We start from the raw sequence: 21,672 nt of genomic DNA on the forward strand, positions 1-21,672 counted from the left end.
TCGTAGGCCGTGAACGTCGCCCCGCCCGTCTCCGCAAGGACCTTCGTGATCGCCGCCGTCAGCGACGTCTTCCCGTGGTCCACGTGACCGATCGTGCCGATGTTGCAGTGCGGCTTGTTGCGGGAGAACTTTTCCTTGCCCATGATTCCCGTTCCTGCGGCGGGGGCAACGCGGGCGCCCCGGATCCAGCTCGGCCGCCCCCGACGCTTGACGGGGGCGAAAAGCGCCGGACGCTTAGAAGGTTGGTCCGCCCGGATCAAGGGCCGCGCCGAATCCGCGGGCCGCCGTCAAGGCGACGCCGGCCGGCAGCTGCCGCCACCCCCACGGCCCCGCTTTCGGAAGCTACTGTGTCTTTAAGGGCATAGGCGACTTCCGTTGCCGCGATTAACTTGGCCACATAGGCATTCAGAACAGAACACCGGGTCTCGCCGCAATGATGAAGAAAGTCCTCCTCGCCACCGCCGCTTCGGCCCTCCTCGCGACCGCCGCCGGCGCCGCCGACCTTCCGCGCCGCGCCGCGCCGCCGCCGATCTTCACCCCCGTGCCGGTCTTCACCTGGACGGGATTCTACGCCGGTCTCGAGTCGGCCTACACCTTCACCGACAACCAGCGCATCACCACCACCGGCGTGCTCCCGGCGAACGCCACCAACGTCGCCCTCGGCCGCCGCCCCGGCGCCGTGACGACCTCGCAGGACGGCATCGCCAACATCGGCGGCACCGCCGGCTACAACTACCAGTTCACGCCGGGCTCGGGCATCGTCGTCGGTATCGCCAACAGCATCGACTGGACGGACATCACCAAGAACCGCTTCGTCCTCGGTGCGCCGAACGTCGCCGGCGGCCCGCCGAACGCCAGCCAGTTCCGCCAGAGCCTCGACTGGCTCGGCACCCTGACCGGCCGCGTCGGCTACGCCTTCGACCGCGTGCTCGTGTACGGGACCGGCGGTCTCGCCTACGGCAACGTGTTCCACGATGCGAACTTCTACAACCCGGCCGGGGCCCTGCAGTTCGCCGGCCGCTACGACGACTTCAAGACCGGCTACGCCTACGGCGGCGGCATCGAGTACGCCCTGCCGACCGACAGCTTCCTGAGCAACTTCGCCGTCGGCCGCTACCTCGGCATCAAGTACGACGCCATCACCATCAAGGCCGAGTACATCCACTACGACCTCGGCACGCAGAACGTGCTCGTGAACGCCGTCTCGGGCGTCGGCACCGGCGCCTACGTCTCGCGCTTCCGCACCGAGGGCAACATCGTCCGCGCTGGCTTCAACTACAAGTTCGGCGGCTTCTAGGACCTCTGACGGAGAGGATTCTCCGCGCTAGAAAAGGGCGGGTGCCGGATGCGGCGCCCGCCCTTTTTCGTGGTCCCTTCGGTGGAGTGGCTCCCATGCACATGTACGGCAACTGGCGCTCGGCCGCCGCCTTCCGGGTGCGAATCGCCCTGAAGCTCAAGGGCCTCCCCTACGAGGAGACCTTCATCGACCTCGATGCCGGCGACCAGCACAAGCCGGAGTTCCGGGCGATCAACCCGCAGGGCGCGGTGCCGGCCCTGTTCGACGGCGACGGGCCGCCGCTCACCCAGTCCCTGGCGATCCTCGACTACATCGAGGAGACGAAGGGCGGCCAGCGCCTCCTGCCGGAGGACCCGCGGGCGCGGGCGCGGGCGCGGTCCCTGGCGCAGCTCGTGGCCTGCGACACGCATCCCCTCTACGTGCCGCGGGTGCGCACCTTCCTCACCGAGGAGTACGGGCTGCCGAAGGAGCGGATGATGGCCTTCGTGCGCCACGCCTTCGGCACGGGCCTGAAGACCCTGGAGACCCGCCTGTCCTCCGAGGCCGGGACGGGGCGCTTCTGCCAGGGCGACGCGGTGAGCCACGCCGACCTCTGCCTCGTCAGCCTGTGGGTCGGGACCGGGATCTTCGGCGTCGACACCGCGCCGTTCCCGACGGTGGGCAGGATCGCGCAGACCTGCCTGGAGATCCCGGCCTTCGCCGACGCCCACCCCCTGCGCCAACCGGGCGCCCCGCAGCCGTGAGGCGGTCGCCGCCGAAGTCTCCGGGCGATCGGCAGGAATAAGCCGTCCGGCGGGCCGGGGCCGGACTTCGACTCCGATAAAAATCGCGGCGCGTCGCCGCGCGGGAAGAACTGGCAATCCCGTGCTGCGTAAGTCTATTCAAGTTCTCCCATCGGCGGCGATAAAACCCGGCGCCGCGATCCTCGAGGCATCCATGGCGGCAAGGGCAAGCGAAACTGGGCGTCACCGTGTCGTCGTGGTCGGCGGCGGCGCCGCGGGCCTGCAACTGGTGACCAAGCTCGGCGACCGCCTCGGAAAGCGCGGGAAGGCGGAGGTGGCGCTCGTCGACCGGGCGCGCACGCATATCTGGAAGCCGCTGCTGCACGAGGTCGCCGCGGGCAGCCTCGATGTGGGCCACCACGCCGTGGACTACCTCCACCACGCCCACCAGCACCATTTCCGCTACCGGATCGGCCAAATGATCGGGCTCGACCGGCAGGCCAAGCAGATCACCCTGGCGCCGAGCTTCGACGCCGAGGGCCGCCAGGTCACGCCCGAGCGGGTCGTGGAATACGACACGCTGGTGGTGGCGGTGGGCTCCACCACCAACGATTTCGGCACGCCCGGCGTCGCCGAGCACGCCATCGCCCTCGACACGCAGGAGCAGGCGGTGCGCTTCCACCAGCGCCTCGTCAACGCCAGCCTGCGGGCGCACACCCAGGCGGGGCCCGTCCGCCCCGGCCAGCTCCACGTGACGGTGATCGGCGCGGGCGCCACCGGCACCGAACTCGCCGCCGAGCTGTACCGGACCCTGCGCCACGTGGTGGCCACGGGCCTCGACAAGATCGATCCGGACAAGGACATCCGCATCACCCTCGTGGAGGCGGCCGACCGGATCCTGCCCGCCGTGCCCGAGCGGCTCTCCGCCGAGGTGATGCAGATGCTCGCCAAGATCGGCGTCGATGTCCGGCTCAAGGCCCGGGTGACCGAGGTGCGGGCCGACGGCGTCGCCCTGGCCGACGGGACCTTCCTGCCCTCGGAGCTCGTCGTCTGGGCGGCGGGCGTCAAGGCGCCGCCCTTCCTGCAGGGGATCGGCGGCCTGGAGACCACCCGCACCAACCAGCTCGTGGTGACGCCGACCCTGCAGACCACGCACGACCCCGACATCTTCGCCATGGGCGATTGCGCCTACCTCGTGGAGGCGGGCTCCGACCGGCCGATCCCGCCGCGGGCCCAGGCGGCCCACCAGCAGGCCACCCACCTGATCGGGCAGATCGAGGCGAAGATCGCCGGGCGTCCCCTCACCCCGTTCAAGTACCGGGATTTCGGCTCGCTCGTGTCGCTCGGCCACTACTCGACGGTGGGGAGCCTGATGGGCTTCATCCGCGGCCAGAACATGCTGATCGTCGGCCTGTTCGCCCGCATGATGTACCGCTCGCTCTACAAGATGCACGAGCGCGCGCTGCACGGTACGGTGAAGACGACCATCGACGCGATGGCCCGCGCCCTCACCCGTCGCACGGTCTCGCGGGTGAAGCTGCACTAGACTCCAGGGAGAACGCCATGATCCTCGTCAGCGTGATGTACCCGGCCGGCCCGCCCTTCGACATGGGCTATTACCTGAACACGCACATGCCGCTGGTGCGCGAGCGCTGGTCCGGCCTCGGCCTGCACGAGGCCACCGTGGTGACGGGCAAGGGCACGCCCGATGGCGGCCCGGCCCCGTTCCAGGTGATGGCCCTTCTGAAGTTCGAGTCGGCCGACGCCTTCGGCAAGGCCGCCGCCGCGCACGGGGCCGAGATCTTCGCCGACATCCCGAACTTCACCCAGGCCCGGGCCCAGGTGCAACTCAACGACTTCGCGTGATCGACGTCATCGAAGCGGTGAAGAAGGCCGAGCCGGCGCTCGGCCCCTACGTCCTCGTCCTGCGCGGCGACGCCCGGGCGCTGGCCGCACCGGATCGCTTCACCCCCGAGGCCCTGGCCTGGATCGAGGCGAATGCGCCGGGGGGACGCCTTGCCCAGGTGGACGTGCTGCTGAGCCCCTACCCCGGCGCCCCCCCGGCCGCCCGGACCCTGACCGTCGCCGCCTTCGGCGACTCGCGCCAGCTCGCGGCCTTCGCCACGGCCTGGACCGCCGACCCCCTCGACGACGAGGACGAGACGGCGGTCTGAGGGACCGCGGGGCGGCGGCGGGCTACGCCGCCCTGATCGTGCGGATGATCCGCAGGGTCTTGGCCCGCTGCACCTCCAGGCGCCGGATCAGCTGAGAGAGGTCGCCGCCCGCATGGGCGGCGGCCTCCAGCTCGCGGCAGAGTTCCGACAGCCCCGCGAAACCGAGCATCCCCGCCGCCGAGACCATGGCGTGGGCGTCGTGGGCGATCTCCTGCCGGTCGTTCATGGCCAGCCGGAACCGCTGCGAGAGCTCGCCGGCCAGCATGTCGAGCAGGCCATCGACCCGGTCCGGCCCGAACCGCAGGCGCATGGCGTCGAGCACCTCGGCGTCGAGGGCCTGGGGGTCGATGGCCGGATCCGGCGGGACCACGGGTTCCGGCCGGGCCAGCCGCTTGCGCGCCCCCGGGGCGGTCCACCGCTCGATCATGGCGCAGAGGTCGTTCCGGCGGAACGGCTTGCCCACATGATCGTCCATCCCGGCCTGGAGCAATTCCTCGATCTGCTCCGGCAGGACGTTGGCCGTCATCGCCACGATGGGGACGTCGCAGGCCGGCGGGGCGAGGGTGCGGATCCGGCGCGTGGCCGCGAGCCCGTCCACCCCGGGCATCTGCACGTCCATCAGCACCAGATCGAAATCGAGCCCCATGGCGAAGGCGGCCTCGACGGCGGCGAAGGCCTCGCCCCCATCGACGGCCACGGCGACCTCGTAGCCCTGCGATTCGAGCACGGCGCAGGCGAGTTCGCGGTTGATGGCGACGTCCTCGGCCAGGAGCAGCCGCAGGGTGCGGGTCTTTTCCGGCACCGCCCCGCCCGTGATCGCCGCCACGGTGCCCGGCATGTCGCGCCGGGGCTGGGCGGGGGACAGGGCGGGCTGCTCCCCGCGCGGAAGGGTCAGGGTGAACCAGAAGGTCGAGCCCTCCCCCTCCCGGCTATCGACCCCGATCTCGCCGCCCATCAGCGTCACGAGCTGGTGGGAGATGGCGAGGCCGAGGCCGGTGCCGCCGAAGCGCCGGCTGATCGAGCCGTCCACTTGGCTGAAGCGCCGGAACAGGCGCGCCTGGTCGGCCGGCGCGATGCCGATGCCCGTATCGGTGACGGCGAAGTGCAGGGCCTCCCCCGGCCGGCCTTCCGGCGCGAGGCCGCCGCCCCGGCGCCGGACGCTCAAGGTGACGGAGCCGACCGTGGTGAACTTCACCGCGTTGTTCAGGAGGTTCAGGAGCACCTGCTGGAGGCGGCTCGAATCGCCCACCACGAAACGGGGCAGGTCGGGGTCGAGATCGACCCTGATCGCCAAGCCGCTCTTCAGCGCGCCGCCGCGCACGATCGAGATCGCCGCCTCGATGAGGGAGACGAGGGGGAAGGCCACGGCCTCCAGGGCCAGCTCCCCCGCCTCGATCTTCGAGAAGTCGAGGACGTCGTTCACCACCGTGAGCAGGGCGGTGCCCGAATTCTGGATCAGGCTGAGGCGCCGCCTGTCCTCGCCCACCAGCGTGTCGCCCTCGAGCAGCAGGTCGGCGTAGCCGAGGATCCCGTTCAGGGGCGTGCGGATCTCGTGGCTCATGGCGGCCAGGAAGTTGCTCTTGGCCGCGCTCGCCCGCTCGGCCTCGGCGCGGGCCGTCTCGGCATCGTGGGTCGCCGCGCGCAGCGCCGCCTCGGTCGCCTTCGAATCGGTGATGTCGAGGTGCAGCCCGACCATCCGCACCGGGCGCTCGGCATCGCCGAACACGGTGCGGCCCCGGGCGTAGATCCACCGATCCCCGGCGCGGAACTGGGCGGCGTAGGTGGTGCGGGAATCGATCGCCCGACGGACCTCGTTCCAGGCGTCGGCGGCGTCGTCGGGGTTGAGGAGGGCGGTCCACTCGGCGGCGGAGAGCAGGCAGGTCTCCCCGGGGCCGCATTCCAGGCCGTGCATCCGCGCGCTCTCGGGCGCGAGGCTCACGAGGCCCGTCTGCATGTCCCAATCCCAGGTGCCGGCCCCCGCCGCCTCCAGGGCGAGGCCGAGCAGCTGGCGCGCATCCTCCACGGCGATGCGGGCGGTGACGATGTCATCGACGTCGAGGGCGGTGCCGAACCATTCGAGGATGTCGCCCCTGGCGTCGAGCAGGATCGGCGAGACCGAGATCTGGTGCCAGCGGTACACGCCGTCGTGGCGGCGGATCCGCCACTGGCCGGAATAGCCCTGTCCGGTCGCCAGGGCCCGCTCCCAGGCCTTCTGCATCGCCGCGGAATCATCGGGATGGTTGCGGGCGAGGCGCTCGGCCCGGGCGGCGCCGATCGGCCCGTAATAGGCGCGGAACTGGGCGTTGAGATACGTCGCCTCGCCGTCGCTGACCCGCATGGTCCACACGAGGAGGGGCAGGCTCTCGGCGAGGCCGCGGTAGCGCACGTCGCTGCGCCGGACGGCGTCCTGCACCCGGCGCATCTCGGTGACGTCGATCAGCACGCCGACGAGGCCGATCGCCGTCCCGTCGGCGTCGTGCTGGCACACGCCCCGCACCACCACGTCGCGGGTGGAGGCGTCGGGCCGCAGGATCCGCGCCTCGTAGGCGAAGGAGTCCCCCGAGGCCACCGCCGCGGCCACGGCGGCCTGGACGCGCTCGCGGTCGTCGGGGTGATAGTAGGCGGCGAGCTGGGCGAGGTTGGGCGGGGGCTGCTGCGGATCGAGCCCGCTGATCCGGAACAGGCCGGGCGACCACGTCACCCGCCCGTCCGCCAGGGTGACCTGCCACGTTCCGATGGAGGCGAGCCATTCGGCCATCATCAGCTGGGCGTCGGCGCTCTCCTGCGCCCGGGCCCTGAGCTCGATCTCGTCGTTCTGCTTGAAGATGACCGCCTCGCGCGCCTGGACCACGGCGGCGGCCTTCGTCCGCTCGGCATTGGCGTGCGCCAGCCGCAGATGGGCGATGACGGTCTCGGCGAGGTCGGCGAAGGTGGCGGCGTGCTCGTCGGTGAAGTCGCGCGGGACCGTGTCCACGAGACAGAAGGTGCCGACCGGCAGCCCCTTCTCCAGGGCCAGGGGAATGCCGGCGTAGAAGCGCACGGCCCCCTCGCCGCGCACGGCGGCGAGGTCGCGGAAATCGGGGTGCTCGCGGGTATCCCGCGCGACGATGGTGGTGCCCCGCTCGACGGTGAAGTGACAGAAGGTCTGGCGCCGGGGGGCGGTGGTGGGGATCAGCTCGCAGGGCGTCTTCAGCCAGACCTGCTCGTCGCCCATCATGGCGACGAAGGCGCCGGCCACGCCGAACACGCGCCGGGCGATCCGGCACACCGCCTCGAAATGCGGCTCCGGCGCGGTGCCGAGGATGCCGAGGGCGGCCAGGGCCTCGATCCGGGCGGCCTCGTCGCGGGCCGGCCCGGGGCCAGGGGGGGACTGAGGGATGTCCTGCGTCGGGTCCTGTATCATCGGCCGCGCACCGTCCCGTATTGCCACGCCTCCGGATCGACTGCCCCGGTCCTCCGCCGCTTGTGCCACGACAGGCGGGCCGCCTCCAGTGCCCAGACCATGCCCAGCATCATGTAGACGTGGCGCCACTTCTCGATATCGATCTGGAATGCCTGGAGGAAGAACATGAACAGCGCAGGCCAGACGATTTGCGCATGGCGGGCATAGGGCGACCGGCGGGTGATGAGCCGGAAGCCGACGACGGTCGTGGCGCCGACCAGGAGGATGAAGACGGCACCGCCGAACCACCCGCCGTTGGCGAAGGAGCCGATGTAGGAATTGTGCGGCTCCAGGCCGAAGACGAGGCGCCAGTGCATCGGCCCCATCCCGAAGGGCCGCTCCATCAGCATCGGGATGCCCCGGAGCTGGTTGCCGAAGCGGCCGGTCTCCCCCTCGTCGTAATCCTGGGTGAGGGCGGCGCGGGTCTCGAACATCTGCCGGACGGAGTCGAGGCAGAGCAGCCCGGCCACGGCCACGAGCCCGAGCCCGAGGGTCGCCAGGGTCAGGAGCACGATCCGCCGCCGCAGCCGGGCCGACCCGCTCGCCGCGTAGACCGACACCACCATGACCGTCACGGCGACGACGGTGCCGCCCCAGGAGCCGCGGGAGAAGGATAGGAAGATCCCCGCGAGGATCACGAGGAGGCCCGCGAGGCTCAGCGCCGGCCGCCGGGCGGTGCCGGTCAGCAGGGCGTGCATCAGGTAGAGGGCGCCGAGCGTCAGGAACGAGCCGAACACGTTCGGGTCCTGAAAGGTGCCCGAGGTCCGGCCGTAGCGGTAGAACAGGTCCTCGACTCCCAGGAGGTCGAGATAGCCGACGATGCCGGCGATGGCCGAGAACAGGCAGCTCGCCGTGTAGGCCTTCAGGGCCAGCTCCATCCGGGCATGGGTGTCGTCGGCGAAGACCATCGCGAAGAACACCCCCGTCGTACACAGGTAGACGAGCTGGACCGTCCAGGTGACCGGGAACTCCTCGTCGAGGAAGGGCAGCAGGCTGGCGATCATCGCCGCCGGATAGAGCACCAGCAGGGCGACCAGGGGCAGCACGCCCCGGTGCAGCCGCAGGCCGAGGCACAGCCACAGGGCGATGGTGGGGATCGCGATCACGTCGTAGGGCGACGTGTCGGAGAAGGCGAAGCAGGCGAAGAACACGAAGGCTGCGAACATCGCCCCCGCGACGGCGCGCACCGCATCGATCAGCGGCAGGCCGGGCGCTGCGGCGAGGGCCCCGGCGGGGGCGGCGGCGTGAGCCATGATACGCGACTCCGCGGGCCGGAGACGCGGGCCCACGCCGCCTCTATCGCGCACAAATGGTTTCGGCCGGGTAACGCCGGGGCGGATCGCCCGCCCCGGGTTGCAGGACCATCCGGGAGCGACATCCCGGAAGCCCGACGCGAGGGGCCCTACCCCGCCGCCCGGGCGCCCGGCACGGCGGCGAGCAGGCTGCGCGTGTAGGCGTGGGCCGGCGCGGCGAAGAGTTCGGCGGTCGGGCGCAGCTCCACCACGGCCCCCCGGTGCATCACCGCGATCCGGTCGCAGATCGTGGCCGCCACCCGCAGGTCGTGGGTGATGAACAGCATGGCGAGCGACAGGCGCTTCTTCAGGTCCTCCAGCAGCGCCAGCACCTGCGCCTGGACCGAGACGTCCAGGGCCGAGACCGCCTCGTCCGCCACCAGCACGTCGGGCTCCATGGCCAGCGCCCGGGCGATGCCGACGCGCTGGCGTTGCCCGCCGGAGAAGGCGTTCGGGTAGCGGTCGTAGGCTCGCGGGTCGAGGCCGACCAGGGCGAGCAGCTCCTCGGCCTTGGCCCGGGCCTGCCTGCCCGGCATGCCGTGGGCGATGGGGCCGGCGGTGATGATCTGCCCCACCGTGCGGCGCGGGTTGAGGGAGGCGAAGGGGTCCTGAAAGATCATCTGGATCCGGCGGCGCTCGCTGCGCAGCGCGGAGGGCGCCAGGGCCGAATAGTCGAGGTCGCCGACGCGGATGGTGCCCCCGTCGGGCTCGATCAGGCGGATGGCGAGCCGCGCGGTCGTGGACTTGCCGGAGCCGGATTCGCCCACGAGGCCCAGGGTCTCACCCCGGCGGACGTCGAAGGTCACGGCATTGGCCGCGTTCACCACCCGCGGCGGGCCGAACCAGCTCGCCTTGGTGATGAACGTCTTCTTCAAACCGCTCACCGAGAGGGCGACCGGGGCGCCGTCCAGGGGGGCCCGCTTCGGCGGGTTGAGGGTCGGCACCGCCGCGAGCAGCGCCTTCGTGTAGGGCGCCTGCGGATCGTGCAGCACCGCGGCGGCAGGGCCGAACTCCACCAGCTTGCCGCGCTGGAGCACCGCCACCTGATCGGCGATGTCGGCCACCACGCCGAAATCGTGGGTGATGAACATCACGCTCATGCCCCGGCGCCGCTGCAACTCGCGGATCAGCTTGAGGATCTGCGCCTGGGTGGTGACGTCGAGGGCGGTGGTCGGCTCGTCGGCCACCAGCACCGAGGGTTCGAGGGCGAGCGCCATGGCGATCATCGCCCGCTGGCGCTGGCCGCCGGAGAGCTGGTGCGGATAGGCCCGGACGATCTCCGCCGGGTTCGGCAGGCCGACCTCGGTGGCGAGCGCCACCACCTTCTCCTGCCGCTCGGCCCGGGTGAACAGGCCGTGCGCCTCGTACATCTCGGCGATCTGGTCGCCGATGCGCATGACCGGGTTGAGGGCGGTCATCGGCTCCTGGAAGATCATCGCCACCCTGCGCCCGCGCAGCTCCCGCCACTGCGCCTCGGTCAGGCCCAGAAGCTCCCGCCCCTCGAAGGTGATCGAGCCGCCGGAAACGGTCAGGGCACGGGGGAGCAGGCCGGTCAGCGCGTAGGCGCTCATCGACTTGCCGGAGCCCGATTCGCCCACCACGCAGAGGATCTTGCCGGCCTCCAGATCGAGGCTCAGCCCCTCGACGGCGTAGGGCCGGTCCGCGCCCTTGGGCAGGGCGATGGTCAGGTCGCGGATGCGCACGACCGGCGCGGCGGCGGGTTCGGACATGATTCAGGCTCCCCCGGCGCGGCGGCGCAGGATGGCGGGGCCGTCCTCCCCGAGATCCCAGAACAGCCCGGCCATGATCGCCATCGCCTCACGGGATTCGGAGGCGAGGAGGTGCTCGTCCGGGGCGTGCTGCTGGCAGGCGGGGTAGGAATGCGGAACCCACAGGGTCGGCAGGCCCAGGATCTCGGAGAAGGCGTCGTTCGGCAGCGAGCCGCCGAGGTTCGGCAGCAGGGCCGGCGCCTTGCCGCTGCTCGCCTCGATGGAGCCGAGCGCCCAGCCGACCCACGGGTCCTCCACAGGAAGCCGCGTCGCCTGGAACACCTCCGCCGCCCGGGCGGGGCCGACCGAGACCATCGTGAAGCCGTGCGCGTCGAGATGGGCGCGGACGTTGGCGAGCAGGTTCTGCCAGTCCGTGCCGACGACGAAGCGCAGCTGCATCACCGCCTTGGCATGGGGCGGCACGGCGTTGACCGGCCCGTCCGGATCGCCGGTGCGGAAGGCCAGCACCTCCAGGGCGTTCCAGGCGAAGACCCGCTCGGCGGGGGTGAGGCCCGGCTCGCCCCACTCCTCGTCGATCGCCGGGGCGTTGGGATCCTCGCCGACGCGGATGTCGCTGAGCGCCGCGCGGACGCCCTCCGGGATCGGCGGCGGGCGCAGGCTGTCGAGGAGGATGGTGCCGCGGGCATCGACCAGGGAGGCGATGGCGCTCGCCAGCACCGTGCCGGGGTTGCGCAGCAGCCCGCCCCAGTTGCCCGAATGGTGGCCGCCCTCGCGCAGGTGGATCGCCAGCTCGAAGTTGTACGCCCCGCGCGAGCCCAGGAAGAGCGTCGGCCGCACGGCGTTGAGGCGCGGCCCGTCGGAGGCGATCAGCACGTCGGACTTCAGGGCCGCCGCCTGCTCCCGGCAGAACGGCCGCAGGCCCGGCGAGCCCAGCTCCTCGCCCATCTCGATCAGCAGCTTCACGTTGAAGCCGAGCCGGCCGCCGCGGGCCGCCATCACCTGCTCCAGGGCGACGAGGTTGAGGACGTGCTGGCCCTTGTTGTCGGCGGTGCCGCGCCCGTACCAGCGGTCGCCCTCGACAGTGACCGACCACGGGTCGAGCCCGTCTCGCCACTGCTCGGGGTAGCTGCGCACGGTGTCGCCGTGGCCGTAGATCAGCACCGTGGGGAGGTCGTCGCCCTCGTGGCGGGTGGCGATCAGGAACGGGCCGTGGGCGCTGTTCGGGTTCGGCAGGATCCGCTGGTCCGTGAAGCCGAGCCGCCCGATCAGCGGGCCGATGAAGTCCGCGAGGTAGGTATGGAGCTGCCCGGCATGGTCGGGCCGCTGGCTTTCGGTGGGGATCGCCACCGCCTGCCGCAGGAGGGCGAGGTAGCCGCCCGCATCGAAATGGGCGGTGGCGCGGGCGATGGCGTCGTGGCGCGTCATGAGGGGGCTCTCGGGAACTGGAGTGGCCGTCTGTGCGAGCGGAGCGGAGCGCGCCCTGGGAAGCGCCCCGCATTCACCCCGCGCGCGATGGCGGCGCGGGGGGAGGCTTCAGGTCCGCGCCTCGGGGGCGGTGACGTCGCGCAGGCCGTCGCCCAGCAGGTTGATGGCGAGGACGAGGACCAGCAAAGCCACGCCGGGGATGGTGATCACCCAGGGCTGGAAGAACATGTACTGCTTGCCCTCGGCGATCATCAGGCCCCACGACGGCAGCGGCGGCTGCACGCCGAGGCCGAGGAAGGACAGGGCCGCCTCCAGCAGGATGGCGTGGGCCATCTCCAGGGTGGCGACCACGATCAGCGCGTTGGCGATGTTGGGCAGGATCTCCTGCAGGACGATCCGCAGGTCGGTGAGGCCGGAGGCGCGGGCAGCGCTGATGAAGTCCTGGTTGCGGATCTGCTGGGTGGTCGCCCGGGCCACGACGGCGAAGCGGTCCCAGAGCAGGAAGCCGAGCACCAGCACCACCACCTTGAGCGAGCCCCCCACCAGGGAGGCCATCGCCAGCGCCACGAGCACCACCGGCAGGGCGAGGCGGGTGGTGACGACGTAGCTCACCAGGGCATCGACCCGGCCGCCGAAATAGCCGGCGCAGACCCCGAGGAAGGTGCCGATCGCCCCGGAGATCAGGGCCGCGGTGAGGCCGATCAGCAGGGAGATCTGGCCGCCGTAGAGCAGGCGGCTGACATAGTCCCGGCCGAGCTTGTCGGTGCCGAGCATGTGGTCCCAGGTGCCCTTGGCGTGCCAGATCGGCGGGATCAGCCGGCGGGACACGTCCTGCGCGTAGGGATCGTGCGGGGCGATCAGCGGCGCGGCGAGGGACGCGAGCACGATCAGCCCGAGCAGGCCGCCGCCGATGAGGCACCCGCCGTGGCGCAGGAACCGGCCGAGGACGATCGCGCCGGGGGAGCGCTGGGAGGCCGGGACCGCCGGGGCGGCCTCGGCGTCCGGCGGCAGGTTCGGGGCGGCGAGGGCCGCGGAATCGCGGGGCAGGGTCATCACTGGCGAAGCCTCGGATCGAGGAAGGCGTTCAGCAGGTCGGCGGCCAGCGTCAGGCAGATGTAGATCATCGCCAGAACCAGCACGATCGCCTGGACCACGGGGAAGTCGTTGCGGGCGATGGATTCCCAGGCGAGCTGCCCGAGCCCCTGGAGGGAGAACACCGCCTCGATCACGATGGAGCCGCCGAGCATGAAGCCGAACTGCACCGCCGCCAGCGCGATCACCGGGATCACCGCGTTCCGCAGGGCGTGCCGCACCAGGATCTTGCGCGGCGGCAGGCCCTTGGCCCGGGCGGTGCGGACATAGTCGGAGGACAGCACCTCCAGCATCCCGTTCCGGGTCAGGCGCATCACCGCGGGCATGGCGTAGTAGCCCAGCGCCACCGCGGGCAGGACGAAGTGCTTCCACGTCGCGTTGCCGGAGACCGGCAGCCAGCGCAGGTTCACCGCGAAGATCAGGATCAGCGTCAGGCCGAACCAGAAGCTCGGCATCGCCTGCCCCAGCACCGAGACCGACAGGGCCAGCCGGTCCACCCAGGTGTCCCGCTTCACGGCGGCGATCACCCCGAGGGGGATCGCCACGAACAGCGCCACCGACAGGGCGATGATCCCGAGATAGAGGGTGATCGGCAACCGCGCGGCCAGCAGGTCGATCACCCGCTCGCGGAAGTAGAACGAGTTCCCGAAATCGAGGTGCAGCGCCCGCCAGCCCCAGGTGAGGAACTGTGCCAGCAGCGGCTGGTCGAGCCCGTAATCCCGGCGGATCTGTTCGATCTGCGTCGCGGTCGCCTCGGGGCCGGCGATGGCGGTGGCGAGGTCCCCCGACAGGTGCAGGAGGAGGAAGCTCGCCACCGCCACCGTGAAGGCGACGGCCAGGGCGACGAGGATCCGCCGGAGGGTGAAGGCGAGCATGGTGCTAGGCTCCTTCGGATCGGCAGGGCGCGCGGGCGGGCGCCGCGCGTCTGCCGGGATCGGTGGACGAGGGGGCGCCCCCGGCCGTCCCCACCTGCCGACCCCGTCTTTGCGCGCACAGCGAAGCGATCCAGGGATCCGCCCCGGTCCGGGACGTCCCGCTGCCCTGGATGGCGTCGCTGGCGCTCGCGAAGACGTTGAGGGTGGCAGGACGCGGCGGGGTCCCGCGCCGATCCGCGCCGGGGGAGAAGGAAGGAGCCACCGCCGTCACTTCCACGAGGCGGCGTAGAAGCGCGGCACCTCGTCGGGCTGGGCGGTGAAGGACAGGTCCGAGGTGAAGGCGTAGTTGGTGGAGTAGGAGAACATCGGAAGGGCGTAGGCCTGGGAGGCGATCCGCCCCAGCGCCTTGGCGTAGGCGGCCTTGCGCTTGTCCGGGTCGGAGGCGGTGTCGCCCGCCTGGAGGTCGGCGATGACCTCCGGGTCCTTGGTCAGATCCTCCTCGCCGCCGCGGAAGTAGACCCCCGCGAAGGCCGAGACGTCGTTCACCGAGAACGAGCCCCAGGTCTGGTAGCCGATGGAGACCTTGCCGGCCCGCAGGCTGTCGCGGAAGGCGGCGTAGCGCAGGTAGTTGAGCCGCGCCTTGATGCCCACCGCCCCGAGGTAGCCGATCACCGCCTCGGCGTAGTCCCGCTCCCGGTAGGCGCCGAGATCGATCTCGAAGCCGTTCGCGTAGCCGGCCTCATTCAGCAGGGCCTTGGCCTTGGCCGGGTCGTAGGGGTAGCGCATCACCCCCTGATCGACGCAGCCGAACTGGTCGATGAAGCACAGCGAGTTCATCACCCGCGACGAGCCACGGACGAGGTTGTCCACCATCGCCTTCCGGTCGATGGCGTAGGAGATCGCCTGCCGGACGCGGACGTCCTTGAGGGGCGAGTTCTCCTTGGCGCGGCCGAGGGTGTCGAACTGCAGGAAGCCGACGCGCATCGTCTCGGAATTGAGGATCGTGATGTTCGGCGCGGCGCTGAGCTGGTCCGCCTGGTCGCTCGGCACCCGCCAGATCCAGTCGACCCCGCCGGTCATCAGCTCGGCCACCCGGCTCTCGCCGTCGGGGATGACCCGGAACTCCAGCTTGCCGATCTTCGGCGTCCCGAGGGGGCTGCCGGGCCAGTATTTCGCGAACCGCTCCAACTTCACGCCGCGCCCGCTGTCCACCGCGACGATCCGGTAGGGGCCGCTGCCCACCGGCGCCTTGGCGAACCCATCGAGCCCGACCTTCTTGAAATAGCCGGCGGGGAAGATCGGCGTCGGGCCCGCCAGGTATTCGAGGGCCGCCGGGAACGGCTGTTTCAGGTGGATCCGCACCGAGTGCGGGCCTGTGACCTCCGTCGACTTCATCCAGTCGACGTTCTGGCGCGTCACGGTGCGCGCCTCCGGGGTGAGGACGTAGTTGAAGGTGAAGGCGATGTCTTCGGGACCGAGGACATCACCGTTGTGGAAGGTAACGCCTTCACGGATCACCAGATCGAGGGTCGTCTCATCGACCCATTTCCAGCTGGTCGCCAGCATCGGCTCGTAAGCGCCGGTCTTGGTGTTGCGGTAGATCAGCGTATCCCAGCAGTTCCGGGCGAGGATGACACCCTCCCGGGCGCTGTTATGGTACGGGCTGACGTTCTCTGGCTCCGAATCGGATGCGTAGACCAATGTGTCGTTGGCTTTTCCTGCGAGCGCAGGGCCGGCGATCAGGCTGGCGATCAGCGCGGCGGCAAGGGTGCGTGGCGGCATACGGGTCTGCTCCACAACGCGGAAAGGCCTCAGGGCCCATGCCGCTTTTTTCACCGTGCCAGCATGTTGTGCAGAAACCATCGCAACAAGTAGAATTTGGCGATGGATGCGTTGCCGGTTCGGCAGGGCAGGTCGGGAATGGGGGCCCATGCAGACCACGAGCCTGCGCTACTTCCTCACCGTGGCCCGCGCCGGCTCGATCGCGGCGGCCTCGGCGCAGCTCAACGTCGCCGCCTCGGCGATCTCGCGGCAGATCGCCAACCTCGAAGCCGAACTCGACTGCGTGCTGTTCGAACGCCTGCCCCGGGGGATGGCGTTGAGCCCGGCCGGCGAACTCCTCGCCCGGCACGCCCACCAGGTGCTGGTGCGGGCGGACCAGGTGGTCATGGAGATCCGCGAGATCGAGGGCCTCGCCCGGGGCCGGATCCGCGTGGCCTGCTCGGAGGGCTTCGCCCTCGACATCATCCCGAACGTCATCGCGGATTTCCACGCGGACTATCCCGGCATCCGGTTCGAGGTGTCGATGCTGCCCCCGGCCCAGGCGACGACCCTGGTGGCGCAGGGCGAGGCCGACGTGGCGATCACCTTCGCCATGAGCCCCGCCGAGGGCGTCGATGTGCTCTACGACGGCACGGTGGAGATGATCGCGCTGGCCGCGCCGGACCATCCCCTCGCGGGGCAGCCGTCGCTGCACCTCTCCGATATGCCGAAATACCCCCTCGCCCTCCCCACCCGGGACACCACGGTCCGCCTCGTCTTCGACGCCGCTTGCCAGACGGAGGGGATCGTCGTGGAGCCGGTCCTGACGGCGAACGTGCTCTCGGCGCTGCTGCCCTTCGTGCGCCGCTCCCGGGGCCTCGCCCTGATGTCGGCCCTGCCGGTGCAGACGCCGCTGCGGCTGAACGAGATCATCAGCCTGACGATCCGCTCGCGCATGCCCCTCACCCGGACGATCCAGATCCAGGCGATGCGCGGCCGGCGCCTGCCCCGCTCGGTCCAGGCCTTCGTGAGCCGCATCCGGGCGGCCCTGCCCCCGGCGCGGGAGCTGGCGCCGTAGGGGTTCCCCGGGTTTCCCGCGTCCCCCGCCCGCCACGGCGGGCACCATGGCAATATTCGACATAGGCCGGAAACATCGCCCCCGCACATTTCACCTCGGGAGGGCCGGACGATGCTTCAGGACGACATGGACGAATCGCGGGCGCGATCGATCGACCGGGCCCTACTCGCCGCAGCACTGATTTCGCTGCTGTTCGGGCTGACCGCGATGATGGCGGGGCTGGTGCGGTGAGCGAACGGGCCGGCAAGGAGGCGGACGAAGCCCGGTGGACGGCCCTGGTCCTCATGGGCGTCGGCCTCGCCCTGCTGGCCCTGGCGCTCGCCTTCGTCGGCTTTCCCTGAGGGACGGCCCCGATGGGGGTAAGGCGCCGGCCGGCCCAAACCCATCACGGCGATGGGGCGGATGCCGCGGACCGCAGACTCAAGGACACCGAGCCGACGCCATGCGGGGAACGGTGGACTCGGCCGAATGTTGACCTGACATGCGCGCGCTCACGACCATCGCCTACGGCTTTGCCGCAGCCCTCGCCTTCGTCGTCGTGGCCGGCCATGTGATCGGCCCGCCCGACCCGGACGAGGCCCGGCACGGCGGCCTCACCGCGGCGACGGTGCTGGGGACCGACGGGTCGCAGGCCGATGCCGAGCGCGAGGCGGCCGCGAGCCCGTCGAGCTGAGCGTCAGCTCCGCGCGCCCCGCCCGCTGCGCTTGACCAGAACGCGGGTGCCGACGGGCACGTGCTCGTACAGGTCCGCCACATCCTCGTTCAACATGCGCACGCAGCCCGACGACATCTGCTCGCCGATGCTCCAGGGTTCGTTGGTGCCGTGGATGCGGAACAGGATGTCGCGGTTGCCCTGGTAGAGATACAGGGCCCGGGCGCCGAGGGGGTTGTCGACCCCGCCCTTGCGGGTTCGCGGGAGGTCCGGGTGCAGGGAGACCATGGTCGGGGTCGGGCTCCAATCCGGCCAGACGCCCTTGCGGCCGACCCGCGCCTCGCCCCTCCAGGAGAAGCCGGCCTTGCCCACGCCGACGCCGTAGCGCAGCGCCGTGCCGCCCTCCTGCACGAGGAAGAGCTGCCGTTGGTCGATGTCCACCACGATCGTGCCCGGCGCCTCGAGGCCCGTATAGGCCACGGTCTGCCGGCGGTACTTCGGATCGAGCCGGCCGGTATCCACCAGGGGGATGTCGAACGGCTTGTCGGCCTTGGCGCCGATGTACCAGGCCGAGTCGTCGTCCTGCGCAAGCTGGGACTGGCGGGTCTGGCAGCCGGCGAGGGAAACCGTGGCCGTCAATGCCAGAATCACCGCGTGGATCGGGCGGCGGATGTTCGGGCGTGGAGCGGCCATGACCTTCCTTCTGCACTGTTCCAGGCCGTGCCTAACCTGAAGCCGCCCGCGCCGATGTAGCTTTTGCGCCGCATCCGGGGTGGAACGGCGCTACGCGCGGCCATGCCGGCGCCCTAATTCAGAACAGGGTTCGCCACGCCGGGGCGCGGGGCATCCCGGGGAGGCCATCCATGCCCGAGACGCAGACCGAACCCGCCGATGCCGTCGAGGCCTCCGTCGCCCACCTGCGGCCGGCGATCCACCTCGACCATTGCGTCATCCATGTCAGCGACTGGGACCGGTCGAACGCGTTCTACCGGGACGTGGTCGGGGCCGAGATCGTCGCCCGCGGGGCGGGCTTCGCCTACCGGTTCGGCGGCGTCCAGCTCAACTGCCACGGCCCGGGCGTGAAGGCCGAGCCGGTGGCGGCGCAGCCGGTCCTGCCCGGCAACAGCGACCTGTGCTTCCGCTGGTCGGGCACGGTGGAGGAGGCCATCGCCCACCTCGAAGCCTCGGGCACCCCGGTGGAACTCGGCCCCGTCGAACGCCACGGGGCGGCGGGCGCCGGCCGGAGCGTCTACTTCCGCGATCCCGACGGATCGCTCCTCGAATTCATCACCTACCCGGCCGAATGACCTCAGCCCCGGCTCTCGGCAAGCGCCTGGTTCGTCTGTTCGAGGCGCGTCGCCAGGACCCGCATCAGGGCGATGCTGATTTGTGGAAACTGCGCCAGCAGTTCGAGGAACACCCCCCGGTCGATGCGCAGGGCGGTGACGGCGGTCTCCGCCGTGACGGTGGCCGAACGGGGCTGGTCGGCCAGGATGCCCATCTCCCCCACCAGCGCGTCCGCCCCGAGCAGGGCGAGGCGCACCGGGCCCACCGGCCCGTCGATGCTGACCTCGGCGCTGCCTTCCAGGATGACGTAGGCCGCATCCGACACGTCGCCCCGGGCGAAGAACCGTTGGCCGGGCTCGAAATGTACCCTCTCGCTGGTGAAGGCGAGGAGCTTGAGGCGCGCCGGCTCCACCTCGCGGAACAGCGGGACTTGCCGGAGGGACGAAACCTCGGTGTCGAGGGTCATAAGTGGCTCCACGACCGGGAGGACAACCGGGAACTGAACCAAGGCCCGGGGCACCCATCCATGCGGCTCGGCCGGGCTTTGTCCAGCCCCACGCGCCGCCTCGCCGCATCGGCCGCCCTCGCCTGCGTCCTCCTGGCGGCCGGCACCCCCGCCGAGGCACGCCTCGCCCGGGCCGAACTGGACCGGGTCGCCGCCGCCCCGGCGCCGGGGGCGAAGGCGCCCATGGACCTCCCCGTGACCGATGCCCGGGACGGCCGGACGACCCGCCTCGGCGCCGTGCTCGACGGGCGCCCGGTCCTCTTGCTGCCGGTGGACTACACCTGCGGCAATGTCTGCGATCCGATGATCGGCCTCTCGGCGGATGCCCTCGCCGCCACGGGCCTGCGCCCGGAGGACAGGCGCCTCGTCCTCGTCGGGATCGACCCGAAGGACGACGCCGCGACCGCCCGGGACCGAACCGCCGCGATCTGGGGCGACCGGCCGGGGGGCCCAGTCCTCCTCGTCGCCGATGCGGGGGGAATCGCCCGGCTGACCGGCGATCTCGGCTACCGCTACGCCTACGACCGGGACACGGACAGCTTCGCCCACCCCGCCGCGGCACTGCTGCTGACCGGGGACGGGCGGGTCTCCCGCGTGCTCTCCCCCCTGGCCCTCGACGGCCGGGACCTGCGCCTCGCCCTCACCGAGGCGGGCGAGGGCCGGGTCGGCACCCTGTCCGACCGGCTCGCCCTGCTCTGCTACGGCTACGATGCGGCGAAGGGGGTCTACGCCCCCCTCGTCGGCCGGATCCTGATGGTGTCGGGGGCGATGACCATCGTGGCCATCGCGATGCTGATCCTCGTGCTCGTCCGGGTGAGACGGCGACAGGACAGCGCGGCCTGAGGCCCGTCAGCGACGGGTGGCGAGGCCCTGCTTCTCAGAATCGGGCGCGTCGCGCTTGGCGCTGGCGTTCGGCTGGGGCGAATCGATCGGGTCCTCTCGGGTGGTCGGGCGGCTCGCATCCTCGGGCGCCGGCATGGGGGGCAGCGGTGCCGTGTTGGGCTCCACCTTCGCCGCCTCTCCGTTCACCATATTGCGATTGGTCATGCGGTGAGATCCTGCGTTGCAAGTGTCGACTTATGCACGCCAGCCGACTTGTCTTCGCCAACGTTTCCGGGAGGTGCAGGGTTGCCGCCAAGCTCAGCCGGCGTTTCCGGCTCAGCTGGCAGGCCTAGCAGGAACCTTGGTTATTGCTGAAGGTTGTTGCCGAGTGCAGCGAAGCCTGAGGAGGAACTGATGGCATCCGGAAACTCGACCTCGAAACGGGGCTTTGCCTCGATGAACATCGAGCGGCAGCGCGAGATCGCAAGCAAGGGCGGCCGCAGCGTGCCGGCCGAGAAGCGCTCCTTCTCGCAGGACCGCGAACTGGCCTCGTCGGCGGGTCGCAAGGGCGGGCAGTCGACCGGCACCGGCCGCGGCGAATAGTTCGGCGTGTGAGTGAAGTTGCGTAAGGCGCCGCGTCCCCCAAGGACCGGCGCCGTTTTTTTGCCTCCCCGCTCCCGCCCACGAAAAAACCCCGCACGGGGCGGGGTTCCTGTCGACCTGGCGGATTGGGGGGGGGTGGTTCAGGAGATGCAGCGCCCCGGCACCATGCGGCGGGCCTCGGGGCCGACCAGGGAACTGAGGGGCGCCTCGCAGCCTTCGCGCTGGAAGCGGCGGGCCGGCTTGGCCGGCGTCATGCCATCGGGTTCCTGAACGCCGATCGCCACCGGGCCGGTGTCACGGGTTCCGTGGTCGATCCCGGCGACGCGGGTCGGGCTCAGGGCCAGGGACGCGGGCCGCATGCCCGGCAGGACCGAAGGCGTTGCCGGCGCCGCTATGGGGACGAGGGGCGACCACTGGTCGGCGGTGGTCCGCACCACCGGCTGTGCCAGCACGGTGAGAAGAACAGCCGGAGCACCGATCCCGAAGATGAAACCAGACCGCTGCATCACCGTGACCCTCACGAGGAGCTTGACAGGATGTTCTAATAACGTCGCTCCCGTTGACCGGTTCCTCGACTGTCACGCTTCTTTAATGAGTCAGTATTCGCACCGCAGCTCGGCCGGCGGGCGCCGCCCCGCTCCCGCTATCCACAGCCCGGCGCTGTGACACGAAAAACACGTCCGCCCATCAAAATGACGGAACCGCGATGCCGCCCCGCCGTTCTCTCCACAACCCCGGCCACTTGGTCCTCCCCGCATCCCCTTGTGCATCGGCCGGAACCTTTTCGACGGGCTGGAGCGTACGCTCCGGCCCGTTTCTTTGTGTCCGGACGCCCGCGGCTGGATCGCGGGCACGAAAAAGCCCCGGCCGGGGGGCCGGGGCTCGCAGGGTGGCGCGCGACGTGTCGGGCGGTCG

22 protein-coding genes are annotated in these 21,672 nt (G+C 70.9%); 10 read left to right on the top strand and 12 right to left on the bottom strand.

Annotated elements, in window-relative coordinates; translation table 11 throughout:
• Positions 1 to 143, bottom strand: a 143-nt coding sequence (locus MKK53_RS19230; protein ID WP_243930412.1) for a GTP-binding protein, incomplete at its 3' end; no start/stop codon positions are given.
• Between the two features lie 290 nt (positions 144 to 433).
• Between MKK53_RS19230 and MKK53_RS19235 the strand changes: the two genes are divergently transcribed.
• From MKK53_RS19235 to MKK53_RS19255, 5 genes are all read left to right on the top strand, one after another.
• Positions 434 to 1,297 (top strand): outer membrane protein, encoded by an 864-nt coding sequence (locus tag MKK53_RS19235; RefSeq protein ID WP_243930347.1) that lies wholly within the window; start codon positions 434 to 436, stop codon positions 1,295 to 1,297.
• Between the two features lie 95 nt (positions 1,298 to 1,392).
• The gene (gene maiA / locus MKK53_RS19240) at positions 1,393 to 2,040 is read left to right on the top strand and encodes a maleylacetoacetate isomerase (protein ID WP_243930349.1); all 648 of its coding nucleotides are present in this window, start codon (positions 1,393 to 1,395) and stop codon (positions 2,038 to 2,040) included.
• Positions 2,041 to 2,233: 193 nt separating this feature from the next.
• Positions 2,234 to 3,565 carry an NAD(P)/FAD-dependent oxidoreductase gene (locus MKK53_RS19245; protein WP_243930351.1) on the top strand — a complete coding sequence of 444 codons (1,332 nt, stop codon included), beginning with the start codon at positions 2,234 to 2,236 and terminating at the stop codon, positions 3,563 to 3,565.
• A 17-nt stretch (positions 3,566 to 3,582) separates the two neighbouring features.
• A complete protein-coding gene (locus tag MKK53_RS19250; protein ID WP_243930353.1) occupies positions 3,583 to 3,885 on the top strand; it encodes an EthD family reductase in 303 nt (100 codons plus the stop codon).
• A complete protein-coding gene (locus MKK53_RS19255) occupies positions 3,882 to 4,193 on the top strand; it encodes a hypothetical protein (RefSeq protein WP_243930355.1) in 312 nt (103 codons plus the stop codon). Before MKK53_RS19250 ends, MKK53_RS19255 begins: the two co-directional genes overlap by 4 nt.
• A 22-nt stretch (positions 4,194 to 4,215) precedes the next feature.
• Here the strand turns inward: MKK53_RS19255 and MKK53_RS19260 are convergent, their stop codons facing one another.
• The 7 genes from MKK53_RS19260 to MKK53_RS19290 form a co-directional block, all read right to left on the bottom strand.
• On the bottom strand, positions 4,216 to 7,596 hold the full coding sequence (locus tag MKK53_RS19260) for a PAS domain-containing protein (protein ID WP_243930357.1): 3,381 nt from the start codon (positions 7,594 to 7,596) through the stop codon (positions 4,216 to 4,218).
• Positions 7,593 to 8,888 carry an O-antigen ligase family protein gene (locus MKK53_RS19265; protein ID WP_243930359.1) on the bottom strand — a complete coding sequence of 432 codons (1,296 nt, stop codon included), beginning with the start codon at positions 8,886 to 8,888 and terminating at the stop codon, positions 7,593 to 7,595. Before MKK53_RS19265 ends, MKK53_RS19260 begins: the two co-directional genes overlap by 4 nt.
• 149 nt (positions 8,889 to 9,037) lie before the next feature.
• Complete coding sequence (locus MKK53_RS19270) at positions 9,038 to 10,657, bottom strand: ABC transporter ATP-binding protein (protein WP_243930361.1); 1,620 nt, start codon at positions 10,655 to 10,657, stop codon at positions 9,038 to 9,040.
• 3 nt (positions 10,658 to 10,660) lie between these two features.
• Positions 10,661 to 12,082, bottom strand: a complete 1,422-nt coding sequence (locus tag MKK53_RS19275) for a M20 family metallopeptidase (RefSeq protein WP_243930363.1) — start codon at positions 12,080 to 12,082, stop codon at positions 10,661 to 10,663.
• 108 nt (positions 12,083 to 12,190) lie between these two features.
• A complete protein-coding gene (locus MKK53_RS19280) occupies positions 12,191 to 13,135 on the bottom strand; it encodes an ABC transporter permease (RefSeq protein ID WP_243930365.1) in 945 nt (314 codons plus the stop codon).
• The gene (locus MKK53_RS19285) at positions 13,135 to 14,049 is read right to left on the bottom strand and encodes an ABC transporter permease (RefSeq protein WP_243930366.1); all 915 of its coding nucleotides are present in this window, start codon (positions 14,047 to 14,049) and stop codon (positions 13,135 to 13,137) included. Before MKK53_RS19285 ends, MKK53_RS19280 begins: the two co-directional genes overlap by 1 nt.
• Before the next feature lie 267 nt (positions 14,050 to 14,316).
• On the bottom strand, positions 14,317 to 15,831 hold the full coding sequence (locus MKK53_RS19290) for an ABC transporter substrate-binding protein (protein ID WP_243930368.1): 1,515 nt from the start codon (positions 15,829 to 15,831) through the stop codon (positions 14,317 to 14,319).
• Between the two features lie 148 nt (positions 15,832 to 15,979).
• Here MKK53_RS19290 and MKK53_RS19295 point away from each other — a divergent pair, with 148 nt between their 5' ends.
• Both MKK53_RS19295 and MKK53_RS19300 read left to right on the top strand, forming a co-directional pair.
• Positions 15,980 to 16,888, top strand: coding sequence for a LysR family transcriptional regulator (locus MKK53_RS19295; protein WP_243930370.1), 909 nt, complete (start codon positions 15,980 to 15,982; stop codon positions 16,886 to 16,888).
• Positions 16,889 to 17,369: 481 nt separating this feature from the next.
• The gene (locus tag MKK53_RS19300) at positions 17,370 to 17,561 is read left to right on the top strand and encodes a hypothetical protein (protein ID WP_243930372.1); all 192 of its coding nucleotides are present in this window, start codon (positions 17,370 to 17,372) and stop codon (positions 17,559 to 17,561) included.
• A gap of 3 nt (positions 17,562 to 17,564) precedes the next feature.
• Here MKK53_RS19300 and MKK53_RS19305 read toward each other — a convergent pair whose 3' ends face one another.
• Positions 17,565 to 18,233, bottom strand: coding sequence for a L,D-transpeptidase (locus MKK53_RS19305; protein WP_243930374.1), 669 nt, complete (start codon positions 18,231 to 18,233; stop codon positions 17,565 to 17,567).
• A 170-nt stretch (positions 18,234 to 18,403) separates the two neighbouring features.
• On the opposite strand from MKK53_RS19305, the gene MKK53_RS19310 reads away from it, so the two are divergent.
• On the top strand, positions 18,404 to 18,847 hold the full coding sequence (locus tag MKK53_RS19310; RefSeq protein ID WP_243930376.1) for a VOC family protein: 444 nt from the start codon (positions 18,404 to 18,406) through the stop codon (positions 18,845 to 18,847).
• A gap of 2 nt (positions 18,848 to 18,849) precedes the next feature.
• On the opposite strand, the gene MKK53_RS19315 is transcribed toward MKK53_RS19310, so the two are convergent.
• Positions 18,850 to 19,293, bottom strand: coding sequence for a cyclic nucleotide-binding domain-containing protein (locus MKK53_RS19315; protein ID WP_243930378.1), 444 nt, complete (start codon positions 19,291 to 19,293; stop codon positions 18,850 to 18,852).
• A 78-nt stretch (positions 19,294 to 19,371) separates the two neighbouring features.
• On the opposite strand from MKK53_RS19315, the gene MKK53_RS19320 reads away from it, so the two are divergent.
• Positions 19,372 to 20,175 carry an electron transporter gene (locus MKK53_RS19320; RefSeq protein WP_243930380.1) on the top strand — a complete coding sequence of 268 codons (804 nt, stop codon included), beginning with the start codon at positions 19,372 to 19,374 and terminating at the stop codon, positions 20,173 to 20,175.
• Positions 20,176 to 20,181: 6 nt separating this feature from the next.
• Here MKK53_RS19320 and MKK53_RS19325 read toward each other — a convergent pair whose 3' ends face one another.
• Entirely contained in the window at positions 20,182 to 20,379 is a 198-nt protein-coding gene (locus MKK53_RS19325; protein ID WP_243930382.1) for a hypothetical protein, read from the bottom strand.
• Between the two features lie 189 nt (positions 20,380 to 20,568).
• On the opposite strand from MKK53_RS19325, the gene MKK53_RS19330 reads away from it, so the two are divergent.
• Positions 20,569 to 20,757, top strand: a complete 189-nt coding sequence (locus MKK53_RS19330; RefSeq protein ID WP_238248473.1) for a general stress protein — start codon at positions 20,569 to 20,571, stop codon at positions 20,755 to 20,757.
• A gap of 140 nt (positions 20,758 to 20,897) precedes the next feature.
• Here the strand turns inward: MKK53_RS19330 and MKK53_RS19335 are convergent, their stop codons facing one another.
• Positions 20,898 to 21,263 carry a hypothetical protein gene (locus MKK53_RS19335; RefSeq protein ID WP_243930384.1) on the bottom strand — a complete coding sequence of 122 codons (366 nt, stop codon included), beginning with the start codon at positions 21,261 to 21,263 and terminating at the stop codon, positions 20,898 to 20,900.
• Positions 21,264 to 21,672: the final 409 nt, after the last annotated feature.

Origin of the sequence: Methylobacterium sp. J-076 (assembly GCF_022829405.1) — a bacterium.
In the GTDB taxonomy this organism is placed as follows: Bacteria; Pseudomonadota; Alphaproteobacteria; order Rhizobiales; family Beijerinckiaceae; genus Methylobacterium.